The 24,560-nt window shown below is 72.1% G+C and carries 22 protein-coding genes and 1 pseudogene; 13 read left to right on the top strand and 10 right to left on the bottom strand.

Going from position 1 to position 24,560, the window contains the following annotated elements; translation table 11 throughout:
- Positions 1–51: 51 nt before the first annotated feature.
- A complete protein-coding gene (locus ACFQVC_RS06590; protein WP_381827508.1) occupies positions 52–1,245 on the top strand; it encodes an acyl-CoA dehydrogenase family protein in 1,194 nt (397 codons plus the stop codon).
- A gap of 69 nt (positions 1,246–1,314) precedes the next feature.
- Here ACFQVC_RS06590 and ACFQVC_RS06585 read toward each other — a convergent pair whose 3' ends face one another.
- A complete protein-coding gene (locus tag ACFQVC_RS06585) occupies positions 1,315–2,640 on the bottom strand; it encodes a DUF2254 domain-containing protein (RefSeq protein ID WP_381827506.1) in 1,326 nt (441 codons plus the stop codon).
- 222 nt (positions 2,641–2,862) lie between these two features.
- Between ACFQVC_RS06585 and ACFQVC_RS06580 the strand changes: the two genes are divergently transcribed.
- From ACFQVC_RS06580 to ACFQVC_RS06555, 6 genes are all read left to right on the top strand, one after another.
- Positions 2,863–3,018: a hypothetical protein gene (locus tag ACFQVC_RS06580; protein WP_381827504.1), complete on the top strand. Its 156-nt coding sequence runs from the start codon at positions 2,863–2,865 to the stop codon at positions 3,016–3,018.
- 461 nt (positions 3,019–3,479) lie between these two features.
- Positions 3,480–4,913, top strand: a complete 1,434-nt coding sequence (locus ACFQVC_RS06575; protein ID WP_381828276.1) for an ABC transporter substrate-binding protein — start codon at positions 3,480–3,482, stop codon at positions 4,911–4,913.
- A gap of 7 nt (positions 4,914–4,920) precedes the next feature.
- Positions 4,921–6,828 (top strand): ABC transporter permease subunit, encoded by a 1,908-nt coding sequence (locus tag ACFQVC_RS06570; protein WP_381827502.1) that lies wholly within the window; start codon positions 4,921–4,923, stop codon positions 6,826–6,828.
- A gap of 112 nt (positions 6,829–6,940) precedes the next feature.
- The gene (nikE, locus tag ACFQVC_RS06565) at positions 6,941–8,866 is read left to right on the top strand and encodes a nickel ABC transporter ATP-binding protein NikE (protein WP_381827500.1); all 1,926 of its coding nucleotides are present in this window, start codon (positions 6,941–6,943) and stop codon (positions 8,864–8,866) included.
- A 5-nt stretch (positions 8,867–8,871) separates the two neighbouring features.
- Positions 8,872–10,263, top strand: a complete 1,392-nt coding sequence (locus ACFQVC_RS06560; RefSeq protein ID WP_381827498.1) for an MFS transporter — start codon at positions 8,872–8,874, stop codon at positions 10,261–10,263.
- Positions 10,264–10,467: 204 nt separating this feature from the next.
- Positions 10,468–11,697 carry a PucR family transcriptional regulator gene (locus ACFQVC_RS06555; protein WP_381827496.1) on the top strand — a complete coding sequence of 410 codons (1,230 nt, stop codon included), beginning with the start codon at positions 10,468–10,470 and terminating at the stop codon, positions 11,695–11,697.
- Between the two features lie 64 nt (positions 11,698–11,761).
- On the opposite strand, the gene ACFQVC_RS06550 is transcribed toward ACFQVC_RS06555, so the two are convergent.
- On the bottom strand, positions 11,762–12,634 hold the full coding sequence (locus ACFQVC_RS06550; protein WP_381827494.1) for an SGNH/GDSL hydrolase family protein: 873 nt from the start codon (positions 12,632–12,634) through the stop codon (positions 11,762–11,764).
- A gap of 172 nt (positions 12,635–12,806) precedes the next feature.
- Entirely contained in the window at positions 12,807–13,568 is a 762-nt protein-coding gene (locus ACFQVC_RS06545; protein WP_381827492.1) for a class I SAM-dependent methyltransferase, read from the bottom strand.
- A 413-nt stretch (positions 13,569–13,981) separates the two neighbouring features.
- Here ACFQVC_RS06545 and ACFQVC_RS06540 point away from each other — a divergent pair, with 413 nt between their 5' ends.
- Entirely contained in the window at positions 13,982–15,451 is a 1,470-nt protein-coding gene (locus tag ACFQVC_RS06540) for a flavin-containing monooxygenase (protein WP_381827490.1), read from the top strand.
- Positions 15,452–15,566: 115 nt separating this feature from the next.
- Here the strand turns inward: ACFQVC_RS06540 and arsM are convergent, their stop codons facing one another.
- The gene (gene arsM / locus ACFQVC_RS06535) at positions 15,567–16,328 is read right to left on the bottom strand and encodes an arsenite methyltransferase (RefSeq protein ID WP_381827488.1); all 762 of its coding nucleotides are present in this window, start codon (positions 16,326–16,328) and stop codon (positions 15,567–15,569) included.
- A gap of 139 nt (positions 16,329–16,467) precedes the next feature.
- On the opposite strand from arsM, the gene ACFQVC_RS06530 reads away from it, so the two are divergent.
- Both ACFQVC_RS06530 and ACFQVC_RS06525 read left to right on the top strand, forming a co-directional pair.
- Positions 16,468–16,977: a hypothetical protein gene (locus ACFQVC_RS06530; protein WP_381827486.1), complete on the top strand. Its 510-nt coding sequence runs from the start codon at positions 16,468–16,470 to the stop codon at positions 16,975–16,977.
- Between the two features lie 299 nt (positions 16,978–17,276).
- A complete protein-coding gene (locus ACFQVC_RS06525) occupies positions 17,277–17,546 on the top strand; it encodes a hypothetical protein (RefSeq protein WP_381827484.1) in 270 nt (89 codons plus the stop codon).
- Positions 17,547–17,660: 114 nt separating this feature from the next.
- On the opposite strand, the gene ACFQVC_RS06520 is transcribed toward ACFQVC_RS06525, so the two are convergent.
- The 3 genes from ACFQVC_RS06520 to ACFQVC_RS06510 form a co-directional block, all read right to left on the bottom strand.
- Entirely contained in the window at positions 17,661–17,882 is a 222-nt protein-coding gene (locus ACFQVC_RS06520) for a heavy-metal-associated domain-containing protein (protein WP_381827482.1), read from the bottom strand.
- The gene (locus ACFQVC_RS06515) at positions 17,879–18,991 is read right to left on the bottom strand and encodes an urease accessory protein UreH domain-containing protein (RefSeq protein WP_381827480.1); all 1,113 of its coding nucleotides are present in this window, start codon (positions 18,989–18,991) and stop codon (positions 17,879–17,881) included. The genes ACFQVC_RS06520 and ACFQVC_RS06515 overlap by 4 nt, the downstream gene beginning before the upstream one ends.
- Positions 18,992–19,096: 105 nt before the next feature.
- Entirely contained in the window at positions 19,097–19,636 is a 540-nt protein-coding gene (locus tag ACFQVC_RS06510) for a hypothetical protein (protein ID WP_381827478.1), read from the bottom strand.
- A 242-nt stretch (positions 19,637–19,878) separates the two neighbouring features.
- On the opposite strand from ACFQVC_RS06510, the gene ACFQVC_RS06505 reads away from it, so the two are divergent.
- Positions 19,879–20,190, top strand: coding sequence for a zinc ribbon domain-containing protein (locus ACFQVC_RS06505; protein ID WP_381827476.1), 312 nt, complete (start codon positions 19,879–19,881; stop codon positions 20,188–20,190).
- Between the two features lie 197 nt (positions 20,191–20,387).
- Here ACFQVC_RS06505 and ACFQVC_RS06500 read toward each other — a convergent pair.
- The 3 genes and pseudogenes from ACFQVC_RS06500 to ACFQVC_RS06490 form a co-directional block, all read right to left on the bottom strand.
- Positions 20,388–20,501 (bottom strand): annotated as a pseudogene (locus ACFQVC_RS06500) (helix-turn-helix domain-containing protein); the annotation flags it as partial.
- Between the two features lie 110 nt (positions 20,502–20,611).
- Positions 20,612–21,175 carry a DUF6817 domain-containing protein gene (locus tag ACFQVC_RS06495; RefSeq protein ID WP_381827474.1) on the bottom strand — a complete coding sequence of 188 codons (564 nt, stop codon included), beginning with the start codon at positions 21,173–21,175 and terminating at the stop codon, positions 20,612–20,614.
- Between the two features lie 5 nt (positions 21,176–21,180).
- A complete protein-coding gene (locus ACFQVC_RS06490; protein WP_381827472.1) occupies positions 21,181–21,936 on the bottom strand; it encodes a sulfite exporter TauE/SafE family protein in 756 nt (251 codons plus the stop codon).
- 297 nt (positions 21,937–22,233) lie between these two features.
- On the opposite strand from ACFQVC_RS06490, the gene ACFQVC_RS06485 reads away from it, so the two are divergent.
- Positions 22,234–23,154, top strand: coding sequence for a LysR family transcriptional regulator (locus tag ACFQVC_RS06485; protein WP_381827470.1), 921 nt, complete (start codon positions 22,234–22,236; stop codon positions 23,152–23,154).
- 205 nt (positions 23,155–23,359) lie between these two features.
- A complete protein-coding gene (locus ACFQVC_RS06480) occupies positions 23,360–24,517 on the top strand; it encodes a S1 family peptidase (RefSeq protein WP_381827468.1) in 1,158 nt (385 codons plus the stop codon).
- The last annotated feature ends 43 nt before the right edge of the window (positions 24,518–24,560 follow it).

The raw sequence follows: 24,560 nt of genomic DNA, 5'->3' as shown, positions 1-24,560 counted from the left end.
CTGTTCCACGCGCTCTACGTGTTCCACGTGCTCAAGACCATGGAGACAGACATGACCATCACCGACACCGCCGCCCCGACCGCCACCGAGCTGGTGGCACGGGCCACCGCGCTGCAGCCGCTGCTGCGCGAGCACGCCGCCCGGATCGAGACGGACCGCAGGGTCACCGACGAGGTGATCGACGCACTGACGGACGCCGGGCTCTTCAAGCTGACCGTGCCCCGGCGCTTCGGCGGGTACGAGGCCGACATGCGCACCCAGCTGGACGTGTCGACCGCGCTGGCGGAGGGCGACGGTTCCACGGCATGGGTGGTCGCCGTGATCAACACCTCCAACTGGCTGGCCGCCCTGTTCCCCCTGGAGGCCCAGGAGGAGGTCTTCGGCACCGACCCCGACGCACGGACCACCGGTGTCTTCAGCCCCACCGCCACCACCCGCAGGGTCAAGGGCGGTTGGCGCGCGTCAGGGCGCTGGTACTACAACTCCGGCTCCTGGCACGCCACTTGGGCCGTCCTCGGGATGCCGCTGACCGACGAGGCCGGCGAGGTCGTCGACCAGGCGATGGTCCTGGTGCCGCGTACCGACCTGGAGATCGAGGACGTCTGGTACGTCGCCGGGATGCGCGGCACCGGCAGCAACTGCGCGATCGCCGAGGACATCTTCATACCCGAGCACCGTGTCATCTCCGTACCGCGCGCGATCGACGGCGAGCTGCCCACGGTGCACGGACCGACGGGGCTGTACCGCTCGCCGTTCGCACCGCTCCTCGCCCTGGGCCTCGCAGGGCCCCAAGTGGGCCTGGCGCGCGCCGCGTTGAAGCTGGTCACCGGGAAGGCCGCGACCAAGCCGATCTCGTACACCTACTACGAGACGCAGGCCGATTCGGTGGCCGTGCAGCTCCAGATCGCCGAGGCGGCCCTGCAGATCGATACCGCGCAGCTGCATCTGCACCGCGCCGCCGCCGATATCGACGGGGCCGCCGCACGCGGCGGCGACCTCGACACGCTGACCCGCGCCCGCGTCCGGGCCGACAGCGGTCACGCCATCAAGAACGCGCTCGACGCCATCAACACCCTGCTCAACGCGCATGGCGCCGGCGCCTTCGCCGACACCAGTCCCCTGCAGCGCATCTGGCGGGACGCGAGCACCGCCGGTCGCCACGCGGCCTCCACGCCTGCCGTGGGCATGGAGATCTACGGCAAGTTGCTGCTCGGCATCGAAGAGCGGATCACGCCGTTCGTCTAGGACACCGGCCCGGCAGTCACCCGGAGACGGTCCCGTCGCACCGGGCCCCACAGCGGGACCGCTTGCGGCTCAGCCGATGCCCTGGCGGTCCGCGTGCAGCGCGAACTCACGCCGCTCCACGTCCGGTTGACTGCGGCGGACCGCTTCTTCGAGCCGTGCGCGGCGGGCGGCGAGCGCGGCGCGGCGGCCGTCGGGGACAGAGCGGTCGAGAGCGTCGAACAGCGCGGCGAGACGGCGGGTGACCTGGGCCGAGTCGATGCCGTAGTCCTGGATCTCGGACAGGGCGAGATCCAGGAGTTCGGGCCACTGGGGCGTGGTGACGACCAGGCGCACCACGCCCTCGCCGTCGCGGTGCACGAGCATGCCGAGGGGACGGCGGGCGAGTGCCGCGAGCAGCACCTGGATGCGGTCGAGTGACTGGACCGCGGTGGTGGGGTCGTTGACGGCCGCGGACAGGGCGCGGACGGCGATGTCGACGAGCTGGCGCAGACCGAATCCGACGTCCTGCTCGGTGGTGCGCTCCACCCCGATGTCGACGACCGCCTGCTGCAGGTCCGGGCCGGGGTCCGGACCTCCGCCGCAGACCAGGAAGAGCGGCTCCCCCGGGCACAGGTAGTCGCCGGCCTGCGGCACCAGGTGCAGGGTCAGGCCCTGGCGCTCGGCGAGGCGGACGGCCCGGTGCTCGTGCACCGCCTGCAGCACTCCGGGGCGTCCGCGGTGGGCGAGGACGGCGGCCTGCGACAGGTCGCAGGTGTGCGCCGGCTCCTCGCCGGCGCCGTCGGCGCCGGGCAGCGTCTCGATGAGGCGCAGGCTCTCGCGTGTGACCCGGTCCATGACGTGGGTGACGCGCATCAGGCGGACCGTCGAGTTCACATACACCACGAAGAGCACCAGGCTGGCGACCATGAAGCCCATGGCCAGGGAGGCGCCGACGTAGGGGACGACGGTGTCGTTCGCGTCGTTGCCCGACGCGTACTCCTTCTGCACGCGCAGCGTGTACAGGAAGGTGCACAGGAACACCGCGAGGGTCGTCTTGGTGACCCAGCTCTCGATGTAGATGCGCACCACGCGCGGGGTGAACTGCCCGGCCGCCATCTGCAGCGCCACGAGGGAGATGGAGAAGACGACACCGATGAAGGTCAGCATGGCCGAGCTCATGGTGCCGAGGGCGGCCTTGGCCGCCGCTCCCAGGTCGGCGGCGGTCCGCAGGAACCACAGGTCGCGCAGGTCCACGTCCTGCCAGCGCTCGTCGAGCTCGTAGATGAAGGTGTCGAGCTGGATGGCGCCCGACGCGAGGGCCCAGCCGCCGATCAGGCCGATGAGCGGGACGATGAGCAGCGAATCGCGCAGGCGCTTCCGCAGCCTGGGCAAGAACTTTCTGGGCGTACGCGGCATATCGCCCATTATGGAAGCCTGTTCATCGACGGCGTAAGCGACATGCGCACCCCGCACACCTCCAGCCCCGCCCCGGACTCAAGGCTTCCCACGCACCGCGTGTGGCATCTCATACACCCCTAGTCACAGGGGCCCCTCGCACCCTAGGGAGCGTGCCTCGTACACTCGACTGCCGCTGTCACCCGACAGCCTCTTACGTACCCGAAGGAAAAGGACCGCACGGTGAGCCCCGCAGACACTGCCGACGCCCCGATCTACGCCGACCTCGTGGAGGAACGCGGCGACATACCGACCGAGGCGCGCGAAGCCGCCGAGGAGACCCTCCGCGAGGCCGACCGCGTCCTCGACTTCAGCACCCTGGAAGTACCCGCGGCCTGATCCGCACCGGCACGCGCGCGTGCCGTCGACGGGGGTCGGCGCAAGGCGCCGAAGCAGAAGAACGAGAAGCACGAGAAGAAAAAGAAGAGAAGCAGAAGGACAAGAAGACCGACCAGAGGGGTCGAGGCCCGCACAGCAGGGCAGCTCCTCCTCCGGCGGATCGGGGGCCCAGACCACCAAGAGCGCCGGGCGGCCGCGTGTGAGCACGCGGTCCGCCCGGCGCTTTCGTCTGCCTGGCGCTTTCGGCTGCCCGGCGCCCCGCACCCGGCTCCCTCCACCCCGTCACCCCCACCCTGTCGCCCGCATTATTGGCAATGGTTTTCATGTGCTAGTTTCACTGCCTGCCCGCTTTGCCAGGCCATTACCTCTGGACTGCCGTGAACCTGCCTGCCATATTCCCCGCCGCGCTTTCCCGGCGACGGCTCCTCGCCGCGCTCACCGCAGCGGCCGCCGTACCCCTCATGACCGGATGCTTCGCGCCCTCTGCGGGGAGCGAGGGCGGGGACGGCGGCAAGCGCATCCGCGTGGCGATGATGCAGCCGCCGCGCTCGGGGCTCTCGCCGCTCAGCGACGACGCCTTCAAGCTGTCGCGCTGGTCGGCCGCCGAGACGCTCGTACGTCTGGACGCCGACGGGGACCCACAGCCGCTGCTCGCCACCAAGTGGACGCAGAACGACCGGACTTGGACGTTCACGCTCCGCAAAGGCGTGACGTTCCACGACGGCACCGCGCTCACGCCCCGCGCCGTGGTCCGTTCCCTGGAGCGGGCCGCCGGGGCCTCACCCAAGCCGCGCATCCTGGACGGTGTGCGCCTGAGCGCCAAGGCCGTCGGGGACAAGGTCGAGATCACCACCTCCCAGACCGACCCTCTGGTCCCGCACCGGCTCTCCTCGCCCCAGTTGTCGATCCTGGCGGCGAAGGCGTACCACACCAAGGCCGTCGACCCGGTCGGCGCCGGCACCGGGCCGTTTGTGATCTCGAAGGTCAACGGCACCGCGTCCGCCGCCCTCGACCGCTACGACGCGTACTGGGGCGGCCCGGCCAAGGCCCCGGGCATCGATGTGAAGTTCGTGCCCGACGGCACCGCGCGGGCGGCCGCACTGCGCAGCGGCGAGGCCGACATCGTCGAGGCCGTACCCGTCGCCCAGGCCTCCCTCCTGGAAAAGAACCAGATCACCGAGGTGCCGATGCCGCGCACCAACACCCTTTACCTGAACACCACTTCGGGCCCGTTCCGGCAGGCGTCCCTGCGCGCGGCCGCGCGGGAGGCGCTGGACACCGAGGCGCTCGTGCGGGGTGTGTACGAGGGCCGGGCCGACCGGGCCGACGGTCTGCTCGGGCCCGCCCTGCCCTGGGCGGCGCAGCTGCGCGACACCGCCGAGGGCCGCGCCGAGGCCGCGGACCCGGACGGTGCGAAGATCACGATCGGTACGTTCACCGACCGCGCCGAGCTGCCCGAGGCGGCGGCGCTGCTGCAACAGCAGCTGGAGAAGGCCGGGTTCGAGGTCGAGCTCGACGTGCGCGAGTACTCCGCGATCGAATCCGACGCCCTGGAGGGGAAGTTCGACGCCTTCGTGCTCTCGCGCGCCACCGTCCTGGACTCCGGTGACCCGGCGGCCTATCTGTACAGCGACTTCGCGTCGGACGGTTCCTTCAACATCTCCCAACTCGGCGACAAGGGCGTCGACTCGGCTCTGCGCGCGGCCGCTGCCGCACCGGCGGGCGAGGAGCGGCGCGAGAAGGTCATGGCGGCCGAGGAAGCCGTCCTCGGTACGGATGCCGCGCTGCCGCTGCTGCACGAGCGGGTCGTCCAGGGCGACGCCGTCGGCGTGGTCGGCTCCGTGAAGGACCCGCGCGAGCGTGAGCTCGTCACCCGCTCCACGTACATCAAGTGAGGCTCTGGTGAGGCGAGTCGGCACACAAGTGCTCGCGGCCGCCGGCGGCCGTGCCGGTGCGCTGGTCGTGGTGGTGGGTCTGGTGGGACTCCTCCCCTGGCTGTCGGGCACAGATCCGGCCCTGAGCGTGCTCCGGGCCCGCTCGGCCGAACAGGAACCCACCGCCGAGGCGTTGCAGGCCGTACGCGACGACCTGGGCCTGGGCGAGGGACCGCTGACGCTGCTCGGGCACTGGCTGTCCGGCCTTCTGCGCGGGGACGCGGGCACCTCGTGGGTATCGGGCACGGAGGTGCTGCCGGGCGTGCTGTCAGGACTCGCCGTGTCCCTGACCCTGATGGGCGCCTCGCTCCTGGTGGCGCTGCTGATCGCGACGGCGCTGTGTGCCCGCATGGTCGTACGCGGAGCACGCGGCGCGCTGCCCCAGGGCGCCGGCGGCGGTGCGGGCGCGGCGATGCTGGCCTCCGTACCCGAGTTCCTGATCGCGCCGGTCGGACTCCTGGTGCTCGGAGTGTGGGCCGGGCTGCTGCCCACGTCGGGGTGGACCGGTCCGCGCGACATGGTGCTGCCCGCCCTGGCGATGGGAATTCCCGCCGGCGGGCTGCTCGGCCGCCTGGTGGCCGACGCGCTGCCCGGGGCGTTCGCCGAACGCTGGGCCGAACTGTGGCGCGTGGCCGGGGTGTCCACCACACGTATCGCCCTCGGTGGTCTGCGCCGCGCCGTGCCCGCCGTGGCGCCGCAGCTCGGCCTGGTGGCGGTCGGTCTGACCGGGGGCGCGGTGGCCGTGGAGACGGTGTTCGCCGTTCCCGGCATCGGGCGCGCCGCGCTCGGCGCCGCCAAGTCGCAGGATCTGCCGCTGCTGCAGGGCTGTGTCCTCGCCCTCCTGGCACTCGGCCTCATCGCGGGCGCCCTCGCCCAGCTGCTTCGCCGCAGGCTGCTCGGGCCCTCTCTTCGTGACGCGGCACTCACGCTGCCCGCGCCACGGCCCGCCGCCGCCACCGCCCTTCGCGTCCTCGTGCCCGCCGTGCTCGCGGCCGCGCTGCTCGCCATGACGGTGTGGGGACTGCTGCGGGACCCCTTCACGGTCGACACCGCCGCCCGCCTCGGAGCACCGTCCGCGGCCCACCCGCTGGGGACCGACGCCCTTGGCCGTGATGTCCTCGCCCGCCTGGGGCACGGCGCCGCGGCCACCGTCGGCACCGCCGCCGCGGTCACGCTGGCCGCCGGGCTCATCGGCCTGGCGCTCGGCTTCCTGCCCGCGTTCAGCGCGGGAGTCGCCGATATCGCCAACGCCGTGCCGCCCGTCCTCGCGGGGCTCCTCGTCGCAGCGGTCACGGGGCCCGGCACCACGGGCGCCGCCCTGGCCGTGGCCGCGGTGTCCTGGCCGCCGCTCGCCGCGCATGCCGCGACGCTGGTGCAGGAGGTACGGGCCTCCCGGTTCCTGGCCGCGCAGCGCGCGATCGGCGCCACCCCGTCCCGGATCCTGCTGCGGCACGTACTGCCCGCCGTGGCCGCGCCGGTGGCCCGGCACGCCGTCCTGCGGCTGCCCGGCACGGCCCTCGCACTCGCCGCGCTCGGCTTCCTCGGCCTGGGCGCGCAGGCACCATCCCCCGAGTGGGGGCTGCTGCTCGACGAGTCCCGCTCCTATCTGGAACGCGCACCCTGGGCCGCGCTCGCACCCGCGGCGGCGCTGGCCGCCCTTGCAGGGCTCGCCGTGTCGTTGGCTTCGCTGAACCTTGCGGGAGCGAGGACGGCGGCGGGCACGGGGACGGGGGCGGAGACGGGGGCGGAGACGGGGGCACGTTGGGGAGTTCGCTCGTGGGTGCGTGGCGCGCGGGTGCGTGGCGCGCGGGTGCGTACGGGGACCGCTGTGACGGTCACGCCGAGTGCGGAGGAGGGTGTCGGTGGACGGCTCTGACGGTCTGAGTTCTCTGAGTACTGCGAGTACTGCGAGTACTGCGAGTACTGCGAGTGCACTGAGTTCTGGTACCGATGACGCCGCGCAAGGTGCCGCCCCGGCGCTGCTGTCCGTGCGTGATCTGTGCATCACCCTGCCCGCGCCGCGCGGCCGACAGGGCGGAACTGCGGTACGCGGGGTCGAGTTCGCTCTGCCCCCGGGCCGGGTCCACGCGCTGGTCGGTGAGTCGGGCGCCGGGAAGTCCCTGACCGCGCGGGCCCTGCTCGGGCTGCTGCCGCACGGGGCCGTCGCCTCGGGCAGCGCGCGTCTGGACGGTACGGAGCTGCTCGGCGCGGGGCGGCGGGTGCGGTCGCGGTTGTGGGGGCGCGCCATCGGCTACGTACCGCAGGACTCCCTGTCGGTGCTCTCCCCCGTGCACACCGTGGGGGACCAACTGGCCGCGTCCCTGCGGTCGGTGGCCGGTCTCGGGCGGCGCACCGCCTGGGAGGGTGCCGTCGCCGCGCTTGAGCGGGTGGGGATCGCGGATGCGGCCCGGCGTGCCCGCTCGCATCCGCACGAGTTCTCCGGCGGTATGCGCCAGCGTGCCGTGATCGCCCTGGCCACCCTGCACCGGCCGTCGCTCCTGGTCGCCGACGAACCGACCACGGCGCTCGATCCGCTCGTACAGGAGCAGGTCCTCTCGCTGCTCGCCGAACAACGGGCCGTTTCCGGCGCCGCTCTGCTTCTGATCACCCACGACCTGCCGCTGGTGGCCCGGCACGCCGACACGGTGACAGTGCTGCACGCCGGCCGGGCCCACGAGTGCGGTCCGGTCGCGGACGTGCTGCGGGCGCCGGAATCCGCGCACACGGCGGCGCTGCTCGCCGCTGCGCGCGGCCATCGTCGCCCGTCTGCGTCGCCGCTGCCGTCGCAGTCGCCGTCGCCGTCGCCGTCGACCGCGAGTGAACCGCTCTTGCGTGTGCGGGATGTGACGGTACGTCATCGTCCACGGCGGCGTGGTGAGGAACCGGTGCGCGCGGTGGACCGGGCGTCCTTCGAGGTCGCGCCCGGCGAGACGCTGGCCCTGATCGGGGCCTCGGGTTCAGGCAAGACCTCCCTTGCCGAGGCCGTGCTGCGGCTGCGTGAACCGGCGGCCGGTTCGGTCGAGTTCGCCGGTCAGGAGCTGACCGGCCTGGGCGGGGCGGCGCTGCGCCGGGTGCGGCCGCTGCTGCAGCCCGTCTTCCAGGACCCGTTCGGCTCGCTCAGCCCACGGCAGCGCATCCGGGACGCCGTCGCGGAGCCGCTGCGGGCACAGGGCCGCTGGGACGCCGCCGGCGGGCCCGCGCGCGTCACCCGACTCCTCGAACAGGTGGGCCTGGACGACTCGTACGGCGACCGCCGCCCGCACGAGCTGTCCGGCGGGCAGTGCCAGCGGGCGGGGATCGCCCGGGCCCTGGCCTGCGAGCCGCGTCTCATCGTGCTCGACGAGGCCGTCTCCGGACTCGATCCGACCATCCGGGCCGGCATTCTCGGCCTCCTGACCGATCTGCAGCGCGAGTTGGGCCTCGCCTATCTCTTCATCACCCACGACATGGCTCTCGTCCGCGGCTTCGCCCACCGGGTGGCTGTTCTGCGCGAGGGCAGGATCGTCGAGGAACTGGAGGCCGCCGACCTGACCGTCCACGGCGCTCAACACCCGTACACCCGGGCCCTCCTGGCAGCAGTACCCGAGCTGCCCACGGCCACCGGACCCCGGACACCCACCACCGCGACGGCCACCCACCCTCAACCGCCCGGCACCCGCACGGCCACCCACCCTCAACCGCCCGGCACCCGCACGGCCACCCACCCGCAGCCGTCCGGCACTGTGGCGGTCACCGACTCGCAACCGCCGGGGCGCGGGGCGGAGGCCGAGCCGCACCAGCCCAGTGCCGACATGGACGCGGGCCCGCAGCCAAACCCGGACCGACCCGGAGCTGACACCAGTCCGCAGCCGCGTCCAGGCCCAGTCGGGGCAGCCGCCAGTCCGCAGACGTCCTGGACCCGACCGAGCGAGTGATCCGTATGCCCCCGACTCCCGCCGATACCGACCCCGTTCCCGATACCGACCCGGTGCCGGCGCGTCGTCCGCGTCGGGTGCCCGGTGCCGCAGCTGTGCGTGACTACCGGGCGCTGTCCGCCGTGTCGCGGCTGCTGGTGTGGAGCCAGTTCACGTTCAATGTGGGCTTCTTCGCCGTACTGCCCTATCTGGCCGGGCACTTGAGCGGTGCCCTGGGGCTGGCCGGCTGGCTGGTCGGGTTCGTCCTCGGTCTGCGCACCTTCAGTCAGCAGGGGCTGTTCGTGGTGGGCGGCGCGCTCACCGACCGCTTCGGGGCGCGCCCCGTGGTCCTTGCGGGGTGTGCCCTGCGCATCGTGGGCTTCGTCTGGCTCGGCCTCGCGGAACAGGCCTGGAGCGCGGTGGGAGCGGTACTGCTCGTGGGGTTCGCGGCGGCGCTGTTCTCCCCGGCGGTGGAGACGGAGATCGCCCGGCAGGCGGTACGTCATGAGACCGCCGACGGCGTCCCCCGTACCCGGGTCCTGGCACTGTTCTCCGCAGGCGGCCAGGCGGGCGCGCTGCTCGGTCCGCTCCTGGGGGCGGTGCTGCTCGCGCTGGGCGGGGCGCAGCACTTCCGGCTTGCGTGCGGGGCTGGCGCGGTGGTCTTCGCCGTGGTCCTGGCCGCCCACTGGCGGCTGATGCCGTCGTCCCCGTCGTCCCTGTCGAGCCCACCTCGGAACGCCCCTCCCGGCACACTGCGCGAAGGGCTTGCCCAACTCCCGCGCTCCCGTGGCTTTCTGGCCCTCACCACGGCCTACGGCTGCTATCTGCTCGGCTACAACCAGCTCTACCTCGCACTGCCCGAGGAACTGCACCGCGCCACGGGTTCGCAGGCGGCCCTCGCCTGGCTCTTCGCGCTGTCCTCGGTCCTGGTGGTCGTCGGCCAGCTGCCGCTGTCCCGCTGGGCGGCGGCCCAGCTGACCTGGGCCGCGAGTGTACGCCTCGGACTCGCCCTGATCGCCGCCTCGTTCGCGCTTCCCGGCCTGCTGGTGCTGCTGGTGCCGGCGAGAGGCCCCTGGGGCGCGGTCGTCTTCGTCGTACTCCTCACCCTCGGGCAGATGCTGGTGGTGCCCGCCACCCGGGCCTGGTTGCCGGATCTGGTCGGCGACCGTCACCTGGGCCTGTTCACCGGAGCGTTGTCCTCCCTGTCCGGACTGCTCGTGCTCGCCGGCGGCGCTCCGGCGGGTGCGCTGCTCAGCGTGAGCGGCGCGGCGCCGTGGCTGGCCCTCGCTGTCGTGCCGGTGGTCGGGGCGTGCTGTGTGCCCCGCCGACGGGACCGGCGTACCGGCACAGGCACGCCCACGCCTACGGAGCCGCTCATCGGGGCGCAGGCACGGGCGGAGAAGCGGACCGACGCCTGACCGGCCGACCTCTGACCGGCCGATCCCTGACGGACCGACCCTTGTCACACCGACCGCTGTCAGACCGACCGCTGTCACACCAACCCCTGTCAGACCGACCCCTGTCAGACCGACCCCTGTCCATGATCGTGTCCGGCTGTCATGATGCGTCACGGACAGCGGGCCAGTATCCGGCCCGGATCCCACGCTTCGGGAGCGCGAGTTGTGACGGGCGACAAGCGGGTCTTCACCGTGGGCGGGCGGCCGCTGCACGAGCGCCTCGCCGAACAGCTGCCGCGCCATACGGAGTCGGTGCTCGCCGAGCTCACCCGGCGGATCCCCGCGTACCGGCTGTTGCCCGGCGAGCAGCTCGCCGGGGACATCACCCGGATCATCCAGCACACCCTGAAGTCCTTCATCGGCGTGCTGCGCACCCAACGCCTGCCCGAGCAGGGCGAGGTGGACCACCTGCGGGAGTCCGCGGCGCGGCGGGCGGAGGAGGGCATTCCGATCGACATCGTGCTCACCGCCTACCACGTCGGTTTCCAGGTGGTGTGGGAGTCGGTGACCCCCGAGGTGCGGCCCGACGAGGTCGCTGACGTCCTGGCCGTCAACTCCCTCATACTGCGCTACTTGGAGCGGGTGACCCCGGCGGTCGGAGCGGGCTACCTGGACGAGCGGCAGACGATGTCCGACGACGAGCACTCCGCGCGCTACACCCTGTTGTCCGCGCTGCTCGACGGCGCGCCCGCCGACGCGGAACGGACCGGTCTTCCCCTGCCGCCCTGCTATCTCGTCCTCGCGGTCGCCATGGCCGAGCACCCGGACGAGCAGCGCGAAGGCGTCGATCCCACGGTGGCGGGTCGGCGCAAACTGCGCCGTCTGCGCGTGGAGTTGGAGCGCCAGACAGGCGGGCCCGTGCTCGCCTCACTCACCCCGCGGGGCGGCATCGCGCTGCTGCCCGCCGAGGGCCCGCCCGAGGAGCTCGGCGGGCGCGACTGGGAGCGGCTCGCGCGGACCGTCACCGATGTCGGGCGCGCGGCCGGGGCCCGGGTGACGGCGGGTGCCGTCGCCGCCGCGCCGCACGGGGTGGCCGCGGCCGCCGCCACGGCGCGTGAAGTCCTGGACGTGGCCCTCGACTTCGGCCGCCCGCCCGGTCTCTACCGGCTCGACGACGTCCTGCTCGAGTATCAGCTGTCCCGGCCCAGCGTGGCACGCGACCGGCTCGCCGCGCTCCTGGGCCCGCTCGACGGCAACGAGGAACTCCTGCAGACCCTCACGGCGTATCTGCGCCACGGCGGCCGCCGCCCCACCGCGGCCGCCCTGCACATCCACCCCAACACCGTGGACTACCGGCTTCGCCGTATCACCGAACTGACCGGCGCCGATCCGACGCGGGTCACGGACGTCGCGCTGCTGCGTGCGGCCCTGGCCGCCCGGGCGTCGTCGGAGTGACGGCGCCCGGGAGCCGGGAGCCGAGAGCCGGGAGCCGCAAGGCCCACAACCGTCACCCGTTCGTTCAACGGGCCGCCGCCGCGACCGCCTTGCCGAAGGCGACCATGCCCCGCTTATTGGGGTGCAGCGGTGCGGCCACCTGCGCGGGGATCAGTCCTTCGAGGTAGCGGTCCTCGCGCGGGGCGCAGATGTCGTGGCCGACGGTGAGCTCGGCGAAGTCGACGAAGCGGGCGCCGCGCGCGGTGGCCTGCCGCTCGGCCGCCGTACTGATCTTGTTCATGACGCTCTGCAGATAGTCCGCGTCGCGGGGCCACACGGGCTGGGCGGGGTGGCAGCCGCCGGGACGGATGTAGGTGCCGTACCCGGTGACGACGATCTTCGCTTCGGGTGCGCGGCGCCGGATCTCGTCCAGTGCGGCGCCGAACTTCGGGGCCCACTGGGCGACGGCCTCGGCGAGCTGGTCCCGGCCGCCCGCGGTGAGCCGGTCGGCGCAGGAGACGCCGGCCGGTTCGGGCAGGACGTTCATACAGCCGAGCGCCTGCTGGAAGAGCCCCGAGTCGTTGGCCCCGATCGTGACCGATACCAAGTCGGTCCCAGGGTTGAGCGCGTCAAACTGCGGGTCCAGGACGCCGAGCCTGCGCCCCGCCAGGTCGGCCGTGGTGGCGCCGGAGCAGGTGACGTCGGTGAGCCGGGCGCCGAGCTGTTGTGCGGCGACGGCCGGGTAGTTGCGGTCGGAGCGCAGGCACAGCAGGTTGGGGTCCTGGTTCGGCACCAGCGGTCCCGCGGCCGCGGAGTCGCCCAATGCCACGTATTCCAGGGCTTCTTGGGCCCCGGCCCCGCTGTCGTCCTGTGCTCCCGCCGGCGCCACGGGCCCGGCCATCGCCGCCCCCGCCGCGACGGCCACGATCCCGGCCCTCAGTCGCCTGCCCAGCTTCATCCGCTGACCTCCGCCTCGTTGTTACCCGCAGGTACTCACCCCACATCTTGGCGGCGCGGGGCCCGGCGGGAGGTGGGACGACGTCCAGAGTCGGGTGGAGGTGTTTGTGAGAGTTCACAAGACGCGCCGCCCGCAGCCACCTAGTTGAGGCCCTGGCCACGTCCCACCTCGGTCACCCCGCCGACCCCACCGGCCGCCGGAAGAGCGCCGTCAGCAGGAACGTCTCCCCGAAGGCGTCCGAGTCCGCGGACTGCTCCCGCATGGGGCGCAGCTCGATCTCCCGGTAGCCGGCGACGGAGTCGGCGGCGTCCCCGAAGAGTCCGCGCAAGGTGTCGGGCGAATAGGCGAGGCCGCCCTCCAGGCTGCCGCGGCGGTAGAACTCCTCGTCGTCCAGTTCGGATCCCATTCCGCCTGCGGCGAAGCAGGTGAGGGCGAAATGGCCGCCGGGGGCGAGCACACGGTCCAGGAGCGCCAGGTAGCCGACCCGGCGGTGCGGCGGCAGATGGTGCAGGCAGCCCGAGTCGTACACCAAGTCGTAGGACCCGGGCGGCAGTTCGGCGCTGAAAATGTCGGCGCAGTGGAAACGGACGTCGACGCCCGCCGCGCGCGCCCGCTCCTCGCCCCACCGCAGGGCCGCGGGCGACAGGTCGACGGCGTCCACGGTGAAGCCGCGGGAGGCGAGGTGGACCGCGTTGCGGCCCGGCCCGCAGCCCAGTTCGAGGACGCGTCCCGGTGCGACGATCCGGCCCGCCTCAAGATGGTCCACGAGGTTCTCATCCGGTTTGTCGACGAAGAACGGCACCTCGCGGGAGCGGTCGCCATAGAACCGGTCCCACCAGGCGGAGCCGTCCCGCGTCCACCGGTCCGCGTCCGGCGTGAAGAGCCGGTCCAGCATGGCCAGGACATCTTCCGTGGTGCGGATGTTCCGGTTCATTCATGACCTTCCCGAGAGTCGAGAGCCGATATCCGAGAGCCGAGAGCCGAGGGCGTTTCCCGCGGTCGGGATTTTATCGGCGATACGGACATCAGCGCAGGTCAGGAGCAGTTGAGCGGGTACTCGGGAGAGGCCGGAAAGTCCCACGCCTGCGTCTTCGGCGGGCTCTCGCGCGCACCGCTGCCCAGCACCCCGCGACCGCGCCGGACTTCCCTCCGCGCCCCCGCCACGGACGCGCACGGCCCCTTCCCGGATCACCGCCGGGTCTCTGTTTTCCCCTTGGGCGGGTGGCTGTTCCCCTCCTTGGGCGGGTGGCTGTTTCCCTCCTCGGGCGGGTGGCCGTTTCCCTCCTTAGCCATGGCCCGCGGTCCGCCCTACGCTCGGCCCCACCGAGCCGGAGCCGGGGAGGGCGCATGCAGTCGGTGGCGATCGTGGGAGCCGGGTTCAGTGGTCTGTGCATGGCCCTTCAGCTCAAGCGGGCGGGCCGGGGGAAGTTCACGGTCTTCGAGAAGGCCGGGGACATCGGGGGCACCTGGCGCGACAACACGTATCCGGGGTGCGGCTGCGATGTCCCCTCACAGCTCTACTCGTACTCCTTCGAGAAATACACCAGTTGGAGCCGGCGGTATCCGGGGCAGCCGGAGATTCTGGGCTATTTGCGGTCACTGGTCGACAAGCACGGACTGCGCCCGCATATCCGTCTGAACACCGAGGTGACCAGGGCCCGTTACGACGAGGGCGGCGCGCGCTGGGAGGTGCTGACCGCCGATGGGCGCCGTGAGTTTTTCGACGTGGTCGTCTTCGGTGTGGGGCAGCTCAACCGGCCCCGGCTGCCCGATATTCCGGGCCGCGAGGAATTCGCGGGCACCGCCTTTCACTCCGCGCGCTGGGACCACGGTCATGACCTCACCGGGAAACGCGTGGCGGTGATCGGCAACGGATCGAGTGCCGCCCAGCTCATCGCCCCCGTCGCCCGGCAGGCGGGCCGGCTCGAAGTCTTCCAGCGCACCCCGAACTGGGTACTCCCCAAGGCCGACGCCGAGTTCCACCGGGCGACGCGGCTCGGCCTGCGGTGGCTGCGGCCCCTGCAGAAGGCGTACCGGAGCCTGATCTATCTGCGCGCGGAGTCACTTCTCTACCCGGCACTGAAGAACGGCTGGAGCGCCCCGCTCGTACGACGGATGGCGCTCAGGCATTTACGGCAGCAGATAGACGATCCACGGCTGCGCGCAAAACTCACCCCCGACTATCCGGTGGGCTGCAAACGGATCGTGATCGACAGCACCTTCTATCCGGCGCTCAACCGGCCCGATGTCGATGTCGTGACCGAGCGGATCACACGGATCACGCGCACCGGAGTGGAGACGGCCGACGGCCTTGAGCACCCCGCCGACACCGTCGTATACGCCACGGGATTCGAGACCACCCGGTTTCTGGCCCCGGTGGAGGTGTACGGGCGCGACGGGCGGCTGCTGCGGGAGGAGTGGAAGGACGGGCCGGAGGCCTATCTGGGTGTGGCGATGCCCAACTTCCCGAACCTCTTCTTCCTCTATGGCCCGAACACCAACCTCGGGCACAACTCCATCGTCCTCATGATCGAGTGCCAGGTGGGTTATGTCCTGGCCTGCCTGCGCGCGCTCTCCGCCCACTGCGCCCGCTCGGGCCGGGCCGGTATCGAGATCAGGCCCGAGGCCATGGCGGCCTACCGGGCCCGCCTCGAACGCGCGCTGCACGACACGGTGTGGGAGGCGGGGTGCGACAGCTGGTACAAGAACGCAGCCGGCCGGGTGACCAACAACTGGCCGATGTCCACGGTCCGTTACCGCCGTCTGCTCCGCACTCCCCACCCCCGGGCCTTCCGCTTCACGCCCGCGCGGGCGTGAGCCCGGCCCGGCAGATGTGACCGGCTGGCGCGGCGGGCAGATGTGGCCGGCAGATCTGGTCGGCAGATCTGGTCGGCAGATCTGGTCGGCAGACGTGACCGCCAGACGTGACCGGCTACGCCGACGGCTTCGTCGCGCGGATGATCGCCGAGTGCATACCGTCGGCGACTTGATGGGTCGGGACCAGTTCGATCCCCTCGAATCCGGCCGCCCGGAGGCCGCTGCGGTACTCGGCGAAGGACAGCGCGCCCGCGATACAGCCGACCAGGCTGCCCCGCTCGGCGCGCTGAGCCGGGCTGAGGCCGTCCTCGGCGACCACGTCGGAGACGCCGATACGGCCGCCGGGCGTCAGCACCCGGAACATCTCGGCGAAGACGGCGGGCTTGTCCACGGACAGGTTGATCACGCAGTTGGAGATCACGACGTCGACGGTCTGCGCGGGCAGCGGCACGGACTCGATGGTGCCCTTGAGGAACTCGACGTTGGCGGCTCCGGCCTTCCTGGCGTTGGCCAGGGCGAGGGCGAGCATCTCCTCGGTCATGTCGAGGCCGTACGCCTTGCCGGACTCCCCCACCCTGCGCGCGGAGAGCAGCACATCGATGCCGCCGCCCGAGCCCAGGTCAAGGACCCGTTCCCCCGCCCGCAGTTCGGCCACGGCCAGGGGGTTGCCGCAGCCGAGTGAGGCCGCGACGGCATCGGCGGGCAGTGCGTCCCGGTCGTCCGGCTCGTACAGGCCGGACCCGAAGCTCTCGTCGATCTCCACCGCCTGCGGACCGCAGCAGGCCGCGCCACTCCCTTCGGTGACCTTCAGCGCGGCCGCGGCGTATCCGGCCCGGACGGTCTCCAGGACCTCGGACTTCTCGTTCACGTCAGCCATGGTCGGTTCCCCAGCTTTCACTGTATCGACAACTGTGGAATTAAGAATGCCACTGATTCGACGTCTGTCAACATAGAGGATTGCCGAATCAAGAGCCCGAGCCGCCGACGGCCGCCGTGGCACGCCTACGATCGCGCCCATGAGCGGAGAGCAGAACGCGGGAGGTCACAGCGCCGGAGGCGACGGCGCGGGAGGCCATGGCGCACGCGATGCGGCAGGTGACGCGGAGGAGTTCTGCGCGCGCGTCCAGGCCGCCGCGGGCACGTCGTACCGGTCGCGGCGGACGGACCGGGGCTTCGACCTGGCGGTGGACGTCCCACAGCCGGGCCGGCACTCCCAGAAGGTGCACACCTACCGGGTCGGGCTGCACGCGCAGGAGAAGACGTTCGAGATGACCGACGTCTCCCGTACCGACGAACGCGGTCCGGGCGGGCTCAAGGGGCGGACGGTGGAGTCAGGACGGTTCCGGTCCCGGACATGGAGCCGCTCCCTGGACGGCTCGGAACGGCACTCCTTCTCGACCGCCGACGGCCATCGCCTGATCCGGGGCGTGGCCGAGGAGCTGGGCTGGCAGGAGAGCAGGCCCGCCGGCGCAAAGGCCGGCCTGGCCTTCGGAGTGATCGGCGGCCTGTGGCCCTCGGCACGCTGATCGCCCTTGCCGTTGTCTTCTGGCCCTGACCTTCTCGCCCTGATCTCCGAGGTCGCGCAGGTCAGGCAGTCGGCTCAGCAGCCACTACCACCCATGCCGTACCGCGAAGGTGGCAGGAACCGGGAACGTACCGTGAGGGTTTCGGCGGTGATCAAACCAGCGCGGGACGACCCCCGCACGGCCCACTTTTACCTTCTTTGTCAGCGCCGCTCGCCGCTCGGATCCACCAGTGCCACCGGTGCCCGACGGCGAGGGAGCGTCTGAACGCGACCACGACAAAAGAGGGGAACATCATGCGTATGCGACACGCACTGGCAGGTGCGGTTCTGGGAGGGGCGCTCGCCCTCGGAGGCGCGGCCGTGACGGCTCAGGCGGCCGAGCCCGCGCCGTCACCGGCGGTTTCCGTCAACGAAGCGAAGGCCGTTCCGGCCAGCTGGCACTTCTACAAGGCCTACTGGACCGCGAACAACTGCCACAACGCTGGCAAGGCTCTCGGCGGCACCTACAAGTGCACTCCCGGAACGGGCCATGACGGCGAGTACAAGTGGTTCCTGTACCGCTGGTACTGAGCCGCTGGTGATGTCGGGGGTGCTGGCTCCGGTCCCGCCGGGGCCCTGAATCCGGCGCCTGCGTGCCAAGAGGCCGGGTCGCCCGGGAGTGAGAGTCCCCGGGCGACCCGGCCCTCAACTTCCCAGCGGCGCAGCCGTATACCCGAGAGCGGCGACGGCCTCGATGATCCGCGCGGGTGCCACGGGGCCGTCGAGGACGACCACCGTGCGGCCGCGGAGGGTGTCGGTTGCGCTGGCGGCGACACCGGGCAGGTCCTCGACACGGTCGTCAACGAGCAGGCCGCAGCCCGGGCAGTCCATCCCGGTGACGCTGAACTCCAGGCGGGCAGGGGTCATTTGGCGCCCTGCCCCGCCCCGGCGCCGGACCCCGCGCCGGACCCGATCCCGGTCCCGGCGTGGGTCCTGTCCCCGTCCCCGCCCCCGTCACCCGTGAACCGGATGCGGCCGCCGTACATGCCCATCCCGCAGCTGAACGACATGGTGCCCGCCTTCGGAGAGCCCAGGTCGACGGTGGTCTCGCCGGTGACGGGGAGGATCTTCCGTACTCCCAGGCCGGGCACCACGAAGGCGCGCACACAGCCGCCGCTGTCCTTCGTGGCCACGACGAGTTCCGTCCGTACTCCCGCCTTTGCGGTGATCGAGGACGGACGGTAGGAGTCCGTGCGCGCCTGCACGGTGATGGTCTGGCTGCCGTCGGCGTGAGTGCGCACGGGCTGCGCGGGCTCGGTGGCCGCCGACGCGGGGCCGCCTCCCGCGGGCCACCAGCCGCCGAGCCGCAGCCCGGAGCCGAGCGTCCACACGGCGACGAGCAGCACCAGCACACCCGTGACCAGGGTCAGCCGCCCCTGCCAGAGCCGCGCGGCGGAGCGCAGGAAGAAGCCGAGCAGCGCGAAGAGCGGACCGGTGCCGAGGACGAAGCCCGCGAGAACCGCGGCGCCGCCGGTCACGGACCCGGAGGTGACCGCGATCAACTCCACGCTGAGCGTGACCCCGCAGGGAATCAGCACGGTCAGGAATCCGAGCACGGCGGGCGTGGTGACGGAGGCGGACTTGGCGCTGCGCCGCACCCGCCGGCCCCACGCGGCGGGCGGCCGGGGCACGAAGCGGCGTACGAACGACACCCCGAGCATGTCGAGGGCGAAGAGGACCATCAGGGCCGCCGCCAGGACGAGCAGCACGGCCTGGGTACGCGGACCCGGCTGTACGGCCGCACCCAGGAGCCCGAGGGCCGCACCGAGCAGGGTGTGGGAGACGAGCTTGGCGCCGAGGAAGGCGACCACAGGGGCGAACAGGCCGCCGCCCGGCGGGTGCTGGGCGGGACCCTCCTTGGTCCGGCGGCCGACGGCTCCGGCGAGGAGCCCTCCTTGTACGGCGGCACAGGAGGCGCCGCCGGCGAACAGGCCGGTGGTGACACCGGTGACGAACAATGCGGTGGTAGAAGCCATTGAAGTCTCTCGTGGTGGTGGCCGGAGAGCACTGCGCGCGCAGTGCGTGCGGGCATGCCGAGGCACCCGCGGCCCGAACGTGCGGGGCGGGTGCGGGAGTTCGGCCTAGGTCCGGCTCACACCGAGAGAGAGCGGGTCGGGCGCCCGCGGCCGCGCACAGTCGTCGCACGCGGCGGCCCGGGTGCGTACGAGGAAATCGGCGCCGGCCGACGGGAGTTCGGACGGCGCCAAGGCGGGGGCGGCCAGCGGGGCGGGCGACTGCGCGGTGGCCAGCGGACACGCCTCGCTGTGCAGGGTGCAGCCGTCACCGGTGCCGGCGCCATGGGCGTCGGCGTGCTGGTGGGGTGCGGGAGCGTGGGCGGCGGCGTCGACGTCGGCGTCGGCAGGAACGCGGGCAGCGGCGGGCGTGTGCGCGGCGGCACCATCGGCGTGACCCGTCGCGCTTCCGGAGCCCCGGACGTGCCCCGTCATGTCCCCGTCGTGACCCACGTCGTGGCCCTGGGCCACGACGCCCATGGAGCCATGGGCCCCGCTCACCACACCCTCGTGCCCGTCACCGCCCAGCAGATACCCGCAGGCCAGCAGCACGCCGACCACCAGGGTGGCGAGCGCGGGGCCGGGGCGGCGGGTGCTGCGGGGCTCCATGGGCGCGATGCTAGCCAGCGGTCGCGGCAAGGTCCCGGCAGACCTCGGGAAGTAGCCGCGAACCTCACGGGCGACGTACCCGACGCACCGCCCCACGTGCCGGTCGCCGTACCGCCCCAGGCACCGGTCGCCCTACCGCCCGGCGGATCGGCCCCGTTCCCCTCCCACGGGACCGGCCGCCTACGATGGCGGGGCAACCGCGCTCACACGACGGGGTTGTCCCGGACCGGGAGGGGCTGCCAGTGATCATCTTTGGTACCAAGGGCTACGTCTACCAGCTGGCCATGCTCACGCTGGTATGCGGCAACTGCGGCAATCCCGCCGCCCATTCGCTGCGCAAGCACGTCACGAAGTTCACGCTGTTCTTCGTGCCGCTGCTGCCGATCTCGACTTCGTACCGCACGCAGTGCACGTTCTGCGGCACCGAGCACAAGGTCCCCAAGGATCAGGCCGACGGCATGATCGCCCAGGGCACGGGCACGGGCCAGCAGAACCAGGGTGCGTACGCGCCGCCGCAGCAGGGACAGTCGCACGGCAACAACCCCTACCAGTGAGCGCGGCGCCGGCCCGCGTCGGCCAGGGCCGGTAGACGCACGCCGTGAGCGGTGTGCGCACCGACCAGCCGAGCGTCTCGTACAGCGCGCAACCCTCGTCCGTGGCACCCAGGACACTGGCTGGAGCAACGTCCTGGTGGGGCCCTTGGGCGGGGCGGTACGCGGCCGGAGCCAGGCGAGCCGGTACGCGGCCAGGCCTAGGCGAGCCGGTACGCGTCCAGGGCCAGGGTCACTTCGATCACGTCGCGCGGCCGTGACAGCGAGCGTGCCGTCAACTGCTCCACGCGGCGCAGCCGGTTGAAGACAGTGTTGCCTCCTTCGCCGCCGCCCTCGCGCACCTCTCCGACCGTGGGGCCGCTCTGCCCGCGGGCTGCAGGTAGCGCAGCACCCCCGGCCCGTGACGTCGGACCTCGGCCGACGGCTACGGGCCCAGTACGGCTGTGCAGTCCTGCCAGGCCCCCGGGGTCAGCAGCGGCCGGATCCTGGTGAACAGGGTCAACAGGCCGGCCCCGCAGCGCTCGCGGAAGTCGTCATCGATCCGGGCGATGTCGAGTTCGTTCGCCGCGGTGAGTTCCGCGAAGTCGCGCTTCTCCTGGAGCGTGGGGGTGTGGCTGCGGCCGGTGAACCGGTCCCTCAAGCGCATGTCGGGAGCGGTGAGCACGGGGTACGTGGCCCGGCGGTCGCAGCTCGCGTAGAAGTAGACGACAGTCTCGGCTTCGGCACCTATCGCACTTCTCAGGCGCCCTCGCTGGTCCCATGGCAGCAGGGCGGGGGCGAAGCCGTCGGTTCCGTAGAACGCGTGGCACAGACCGGCGAGTTGCAGGGCCGGGCGTGCGCCCCAGAGGGAGAGCTGCCGGGCTACGCGGTCCAGGTGGGACAGGAGGGTGCCGCCGGGGTGGGCGAGCGTATCGGCTCCCTGTTCGCGCAGGAGTCGCCGCGCGGCTTCCGATGTCCGGGCTGATATCCGGGCTGATTCCACGGTCACGCTCCTCACACGGTGACGGCGACCGCCGCCGTGACGCCCACCGCGACGATCACGCCGCGCAGCACAGCGGGCGGGAGGCGTCGGCCCACCTTGGCGCCGAGGAGGCCGCCGAGCGTCGAGCCGAGGGCGATCACGCCCGCCGCCGCCCAGTCGACCTCGGCCACCACGACGAAGAAGACGGCCGCGACGCCGTTGACGAGAGCGGCGAGAACGTTCTTGAGGGCGTTCAGACGCTGGAGGTCCTCCCGCAGGAACGTGCCGAACAGGCCCATGAGCAGCACACCTTGGGCCGCCCCGAAGTAGCCGCCGTAGATCCCTGTGCCCAGGACCCCGGCCCACACCGGGACACCGCCGTCCCTGTCCCCGCGTATGTCCTGGCGGCGCGCGAGCCACTTGCCGAGACGGGGCTGGAGCAGGACGAGAGCACAAGCCAGCAGGATGAGCACCGGCACGGCCGCGCGGAAGGTGTCCGCGGGCAGGGTGAGGAGCAGCACCGCCCCGACGATCCCGCCGACGAGCGCCGCGGCACCGAGCCGCAGCAGCCGCGGCAACTGCCCTTTGAGTTCACGGCGGTAGCCGTAGGCCGCGCTGATCACACCCGGCACGAGTCCGATGGTGTTGGAGACATTGGCCATGACCGGCGGAACACCGAAGGCCAGCAGGGTGGGGAAGGTGATCAGGGTGCCGGAGCCGACGACGGCGTTGATGCCTCCGGCCGCAACGGCCGCCGCGGCCAGGGCCACTGCCTCAAGTGATTGCACAGGTCGCCTTCGAGATCGTTTACGAGTGCTTGCGGGTGCTTGCACGTACGGGGCTTACAAATACGGGGCTTACAAATACAGGCGGTGGCAAGTGCGGGGACTTACAAGTACGTGCGGGTGATCACGGGTGGGGTCGGCACCCGGCGGGCATTTCCGCTCGCCGTCCGGAGCGGCGGGCGGGGGCCGGCCGGGTTGCCGCCCCGGCGCCCGGGCGGCCAGAGAGATCGTCCCGCCGTCCAACCACCCAGTCAATCCTCAGGTTTTCTTACCCACCTCCAAGCTATACCTTTAACCGGCATGACCCTCGACGACCTCCGCGTCTTCATCGCCGTATGCCGCAGCGGCAGTCTCAGCGCCGTCGCCCGTGAGCTGACCTGCACCCAGTCCGCGGTGAGCCAGCACATCAAACGCCTGGAGCGCGAGACCGGGATCGCGCTGCTCGAGCGCCATCCGCGCGGAGTGATACCGACCTCGGCGGGGCAGCTCCTGCACAGCGCGGCGGCAGGCGGTCTGGGCGATATCGACCAGGCGTTGCGCCGCCTGCGGGACCTGGCGAACGGCGAGGGCGGCGCGGTGCGGATCACCACCGGCGCGACCACCGTCCGCCACTTCATGTCCGAGGCGGTGGTCGCCTTCCGCCACCGCTACCCCAAGGTCAGCCTGGAGTTTCAGACCGCGCACTCCAGCCGCAGCTGCTTCGACGCGCTCCTCGCCGGCGGCCTCGATCTGGCCTGGATCACACTGGGCGAGCCGGTGCGCGGTATCGAGCAGCGGCCCGTCGTGGAACTGCCCTGGGTCCTCGCCGTCGCCGCGGACGACCCGCTGGCCGGCAAGTCCCGTATCGACATCGCCGACCTGGCGCGCATCCAGTTGATCGGTCTGCCCGAGAACGCCACTTCCCGCCGCCGTCTGCACGCCTGGCTCGCGGCGTCCGGTATCGAGCCGGCCTCGGACACCAGCGTCGCCGACTGGGACACCGCGATCCTTCTGGCCGAACTCGGCCTGGGCCACGCCCTCGTCCCCGACCTGCCCGGCTGGCACGGCCCCGCCCACCCCGGCCTGCGTCTGATCCCCGTCCCCGAACTCCCCACCCTCTGGACCGGCTGGGCGGTACGCCGCTGGGACGCCATGTCCCCGCTCGCGCGGGCCTTCGCCGACACGGTGGAGGAGAACTGCGACAAGGTCTTCCCGGCCGGAACCGCCCTTAACGAGGCGTGACGAGCGGTTCCGACTCGCCTGGGACTTGGGGCCGGACCGCGCTCACAGCATCCGGCGCCACGCCCCAACCGGCCTCCCGTACAACGCACTTGGTCTGGACATGGCCGTACCGCCTCTCCTATGCTCCGCCCCGACTGGTCTTGAGAGCGCTCTCACCCACCCTGTTCCACCCCCACATCACTGGAACGACGAAAGGGTCGCCACCGTGAGACGCAATACCGCCACACGTATCGCCCTGTCCTCCTTACTCCTCGTCGGCACCTGGGCGGGCGCCGTGCTCGCGCCCACCGCTGCCGCCGCCCCCGCCCCCGAGCCGACCGCTCCCCCGGCCTCCGCCGCACTGCTCGGCGCCATGCAGCGCGACCTGGGCCTCGACCCGGCGCAGGCGCGGGCCCGGCTCGCCGCCGAACGTACGGCGGTCACCACCGAGCGCACCGCGAAGAAGGCGGCCGGGGATGCCTTCGCGGGCTCCTGGTTCACACCGGCCGCCGACGGGGGCCGTCTGACCGTCGCCGTCGCCTCCCGGGACAAGGCCGCAGCCGTACGGGAGACCGGTGCCGACGTGCGCGTCGTCGAGCGCGGCGCCGCCGAGCTGGCGGCCGCGAAGCGACGTATCGACGCGCTCAAGGCCCCTGCCGCCATTGCCAGTTGGCATGTGACACCCGAGGCGAACCGCGTCGTCGTGAACGTCGTCGCAGGCCACCACGACGACAACGATGTCCGCCGGTTCCTCGGCGAGGCCCGCGCCACCGCACCCGTGCGGGTGGCGACCGTCGCCGCGGCGCCGCGCACCTTCGCGGCCGGGACCGTGGGCGGCGACCCGTACTACACCGGCAATGTGCGCTGCTCCATAGGCTTCTCCGTGCACGGCGGGTTCGTCACGGCCGGGCACTGCGGACAGGCGGGCGCGGGCGTACGCGGCTGGGACGGCTCGGACATGGGCACCTTCCAGGGCTCGTCCTTCCCCGGCGACGACTACGCGTACGTCAGCATCGGCCACGGCTGGTGGACCGTTCCCGTGGTGCTCGGCTGGGGCACCGTCTCCGACCAGCTGGTGCGCGGGTCCAACGAGGCGCCCGTCGGAGCGTCCATCTGCCGCTCCGGGTCCACCACCCACTGGCACTGCGGCACGCTCCTGGCCAAGAACGAGACGGTCAACTACAGCCAGGGCGCGGTGCATCAGATGACCAAGACCAGCGTCTGCGCCGAACCCGGTGACTCCGGCGGCTCGTTCATCAGCGGCGACCAGGCCCAGGGCGTGACGTCCGGGGGCTGGGGCAACTGCGGCGGGGGCGGCGAGACCTGGTTCCAGCCGGTGAACGAGATTCTCGGACGGTACGGGCTGACGCTGCACACGGCCTGACGCCCTGCTCGCGCCCCTGCCTCAACTCCTGGTACCCGGGGGC

Origin of the sequence: Streptomyces monticola (assembly GCF_042665355.1) — a bacterium.
Lineage (GTDB): Bacteria > Actinomycetota > Actinomycetes > Streptomycetales > Streptomycetaceae > Streptomyces > Streptomyces monticola.
The sequence above is the reverse complement of the archived record's forward strand: the minus strand, read 5'-3'. Positions and strand labels throughout refer to the sequence as shown.